General features: G+C 77.4%; 4 protein-coding genes and 1 pseudogene. 2 read left to right on the top strand and 3 right to left on the bottom strand.

What is annotated here, in order from left to right:
• Positions 1-56 precede the first annotated feature (56 nt).
• From BI06_RS32325 to BI06_RS52600, 3 genes and pseudogenes are all read right to left on the bottom strand, one after another.
• Complete coding sequence (locus tag BI06_RS32325; RefSeq protein ID WP_043474094.1) at positions 57-731, bottom strand: SAM-dependent methyltransferase; 675 nt, start codon at positions 729-731, stop codon at positions 57-59.
• Complete coding sequence (locus BI06_RS52605; protein WP_369826282.1) at positions 728-1,186, bottom strand: DUF2064 domain-containing protein; 459 nt, start codon at positions 1,184-1,186, stop codon at positions 728-730. The genes BI06_RS32325 and BI06_RS52605 overlap by 4 nt, the downstream gene beginning before the upstream one ends.
• 168 nt (positions 1,187-1,354) lie before the next feature.
• Positions 1,355-2,083: pseudogene (locus BI06_RS52600) on the bottom strand (glycosyltransferase family 2 protein); the annotation flags it as partial.
• A 169-nt stretch (positions 2,084-2,252) separates the two neighbouring features.
• On the opposite strand from BI06_RS52600, the gene BI06_RS32315 reads away from it, so the two are divergent.
• Positions 2,253-3,011, top strand: coding sequence for a response regulator transcription factor (locus BI06_RS32315; protein WP_037782006.1), 759 nt, complete (start codon positions 2,253-2,255; stop codon positions 3,009-3,011).
• Positions 3,008-4,138, top strand: coding sequence for a sensor histidine kinase KdpD (locus tag BI06_RS32310; protein WP_030397184.1), 1,131 nt, complete (start codon positions 3,008-3,010; stop codon positions 4,136-4,138). Before BI06_RS32315 ends, BI06_RS32310 begins: the two co-directional genes overlap by 4 nt.
• The last annotated feature ends 80 nt before the right edge of the window (positions 4,139-4,218 follow it).

Genomic DNA, 4,218 nt, shown 5'->3' with positions numbered 1-4,218 from the left:
CGCGCCCCTCCCGTGAGGCGCCGGCCGAGGGGTGTACCCCGGTAGGTCGGACGGCCTCAGCGGGCGGGTGCGCCGCCGCACCTGCGCAGGGCGAGGAAGCGCCGGCCGTGGGAGGTCCACCGCTCCGCCTCGACCAGCCCGGCGCCGCGGGCCCGCCGGACGGCGGCCCCGGCGCCGAGGCGCGCCCAGGCGAACGGCGGCCCGAGCCGGCCGTCCGGGCCCTCGACCCGGACGGTGACGCGCTCGTCGACCTCCTGCGGTTCCACCTCCACCAGCAGCAGCCCGTCCGGCGCGATCAGTTCGGCGGCCCGCCGCAGCAGGGCCTGCGGGTTCCCGCCGATGCCGAGGTTGCCGTCCGCCAGCAGGGCCGCGCCCCAGCGGCCCTCGGCCGGCAGCCGGTCGAACACCGACCGGCAGAGCGCCGCCCCGCCGAGGCCCAGGGTGCGGCTGACGGCCGCCGGGGTGACGTCGACACCGAGGGCCGGGACCCCGAGGGCGAGCAGCGCGGCGACCAGCCGACCGGGCCCGCAGCCGAGGTCCACGACCGGCGCGGTCAGGTCGAGGCAGCGCAGCAGCAGGCTGTGGTCGCCGCCGGCGGCGGGCGCGCACCAGCGCTCGATGTCCAGCGGGATCCGGTGGCCGTCGTCGCCCCGCAGCCACAGCGGACCGCGTCCGGTGCGGACGGCGTCGGCGAACGGGTCGTCGATCCAGGCCGTCGCGGTGCCGCTCAACCCGCCACCTCGGGGGCGGTGCGGAACGAGTGCAGGCGGGCGGCGAACCGGCTGCGCGGTGCCTGGGCGGCGACCAGCCGGGCGTCCTCGACGGTGTCGACGTCGGTGGCCTCGGGCAGCCGGCGGACCGCCAGGCCGGCCGCCGCGAGCCGGTCGAGGAGCATCCGCCCGGTGTCCGGGGTCGACATCGGCACCCCCAGGAGGAGCCGGCGGGCGAGGTCCTCGGTCGGCCGGGCCAGACCGAGGGCCCAGAAGCCGCCGTCGGACGCGGGCCCGTACCAGGCGTCGGCCCCGGCCCGGCGCACCGGTGAGAGCGGCTCGGCCAGGGTGGCCGCGGTCACCTGCGGGGTGTCCATGCCGACCAGCAGCGCGGGCGCGCGCGGGGCGAGCCGGGCCGCGTGGCCGAAGGCCGCCGCCAGCCGGGCGTCCAGGCCGCCGCCGCTCTGCGGGACCACCTGCCACCCCGGTGGCAGCCAGCGGCCCGGCTCGCCGTCCAGGACCAGCAGGCGCCGCCCGGCCGGTACGGTCGCCAGGGTGTGCAGGGTGTCCACCAGCGCGGCCTCGGCCAGCGCCGCCGCCTGCTCGGGCGTGCAGGCCGGGGTGAGCCGGGTCTTCACCCGCCCGGGCACGGGAGCCTTGGCGATGACCAGCAGGGTGGGCGGCGGTGCGGCCAGGACGGCCCGCATGTCGCGGATCGCCTGCCGGGTGCCGCGCAGTGTGCCGGTGACCTTCGACCGGCCGGCGCGCGGCAGGTAGTCGACGGAGGTCTCGGCGATCCGCATGCCGGCGGCCGAGGCGGCGAGCACCATCTCCAGCGGATAGCCGGAGCGGCGGTCGCCCAGCCCGAGCGCGAGCAGGCGCTCGCGCCGCGCGGCCCGCATCGGCCCCAGGTCGTGCAGCGGGGCGCCGGTGCGGGCCCGCAGACGGTGGGCCAGCACGGTGTTGGCGAGCCGGGCGTGCAGGGGCCAGGCGTTCACGGTCGCAGGTCGGCGGCGGCCGAGCACGAGGTCGGCGCTGCCGTCGGCCACCGGAGCGGTCACCCGGGGCAGTTGGGCGGGATCGAGGGAGCCGTCGCAGTCCATGAAGCAGACCAACTCGGCGGTGGCGGCGAGGAGTCCGGCGTGGCAGGCGGCGCCGAATCCGCGCCGGGACTCCTCGACCACGGTCGCCCCGAGCGATCGGGCCAGCTCGGCCGAGCCGTCGCGCGAACCGTTGTCCACGACGATCGCCCGCCAGCCCGGCGGGATCCGCCCGAGCACCCAGGGCAGGGCCGCCGCCTCGTCGAGGCAGGGCAGCACGACGTCGACACCGGAGGAAGGAAGAAGAGGGGTAACGGAGGTCACGCCGGTCACGCTAGGGGCCGTTCGGCCCCGCGCGGCGGCGCCGCAGCCTTACGGAAGTCGAACGTCGCGCCGACGGCCCACCGGGGCGCCGTCGCGGCAGCTCCCCGGATCTTACGGAGGTCGAACGGAACCCGGCCGCGGCGTCCGCACCGGTGCGGGGGCACCTATCCTCGGCGGGGTGAACGAGCCCTCCGCCACCACCGGACCCCCGGCCGCCGGCCGCGTCCTGGTGATCGACGACGACCCGACCGTGGCCGAGGTCGTCGCCGGTTACCTCGCCCGAGCCGGCCACCAGGTCGACCACGCCGCCGACGGCCCGCAGGGGCTCGCCCTCGCCCGCGCCCACCGCCCCGACCTGGTGGTCCTGGACCTGATGCTCCCGGGCATCGACGGCCTGGAGGTGCTGCGGCGCCTGCGCGACCAGGACACCGGTGCGCAGCTGCCGGTCGTCATGCTCACCGCCAGGGGCGACGAGGCCGACCGCATCCTCGGCCTGGAACTGGGCGCCGACGACTACGTCACCAAGCCGTTCAGCCCGCGCGAGCTCGTCCTGCGGGTCCAGTCGGTGCTGCGGCGCGCGCGGGCGGGGGCGCCGGCACCCGGTACCCCGGCCGGGCCCGTCCGCTCCGGGGACATCACCCTCGACGGACCGGCCCGTCGCGCCCACCGGGCGGGGAACGAACTGTCGCTCACCGCACGGGAGTTCGACCTGCTGGCGTTCCTGCTGCGGCACCCCGGGACGGTGTTCTCCCGGCAGGAGCTGATGGCCCGCGTCTGGGGCTGGGACTTCGGCGACCTCTCCACCGTCACCGTCCATGTCCGGCGCCTGCGCGAGAAGATCGAGGACGACCCCGCCGCGCCGCGGCTGATCAGCACGGTGTGGGGCGTCGGCTACCGCTACGACCCGGCGCAGCGCGCCGAGGAGGACCGCTCGTGAAGGACCTGCTGCTGATCGCGCTGTTCGCCGCCCTCGGCGCCGGAGGCGCGGGCCTGCTCGGCTGGCCCGTCGTCCGGCTGCTGCGCCGGCGCTCGATGGCGCTCTCGCTGTTCTGCGTCGCCGTCGTCACCGTGCTCGCCGTCACCTCCGGGACCTTCACCGTCGCGCAGGCCATGTTCCTCTCCGCCCACGACCTCGGCGTCGTGATAACGGTGCTCGCCATGGCCGCCGTCGTGTCCCTGTGCACGGCCGCGCTGCTGGGGCGGCAGGTGGTCGCCGGCAGCCGGGCGCTGACCGAGGCCGCCAGGACCGTCGGCAGCGACACCGGCTTCACCGCGCCCGCCCACCCGCTGGGCCGCGAACTGGCCCAGCTCAGCGGGGAGCTCGCCGCCACCAGCGCCCGGCTCGCCGAGTCCCGGGCCCGCGAACAGGCCCTCGAACAGTCCCGGCGGGAGCTGGTCGCGTGGATCTCGCACGACCTGCGCACCCCGCTGGCCGGGCTGCGGGCGATGGCCGAGGCGCTGGAGGACGGCGTCGCCGAGGAGCCCGAGCGCTACCTCCGGCGGATCCGCACCGAGGTCGAGCGGCTCACCGGCATGGTGGACGACCTGTTCGAACTCTCCCGGATCCAGGCCGGCAGCCTGTCCCTCTCGCTCTCCCGGGTCTCCGCCTACGACCTGGTCGACGACGCCCTGGCCGGCGCCCACGCGCTGGCGCGCCAGCGGGGCGTCCGGCTGGAGGGCCGGCAGGTGGAGCCGGAACCGGTCGAGGTCGACAGCCGCGAGATCACCCGGGTGCTGGGCAACCTCCTGGTCAACGCGATCCGCTCGACCCCCCAGGACGGCGTGGTCGCGGTGTCCGCGCGGCGGGAGGCCGACGAGGTGGTGCTCTCCGTCACCGACGGCTGCGGCGGCATCCCCGCCCAGGACCTGCCCCGGGTTTTCGAGACCGGCTGGCGCGGCACCGCGGCCCGCACGCCCAGGCCGGCCGAGGCCGGCGGCAGCGGCGCGGGCCTCGGCCTCGCCATCGTCCGCGGCATCGTCGAGGCCCACGCCGGGCGCGCCCGCGTCCACAACGTCGCCGGCGGCTGCTGCTTCGAGATCGCCCTGCCGTCCGCCCGCGGCTGACCTCAGACCCGCAGCGGCGCGGCGGCGAACTCCGCCATGCCCCGGTCGAAGGGCACCTGCGGCAGCCAGCCCAGCTCGGC

The sequence above is a fragment of the Kitasatospora sp. MBT66 genome (genome assembly GCF_000710405.2).
Lineage (GTDB): Bacteria > Actinomycetota > Actinomycetes > Streptomycetales > Streptomycetaceae > Kitasatospora > Kitasatospora purpeofusca.
This window is presented reverse-complemented; position numbering and strand designations above follow the sequence as displayed.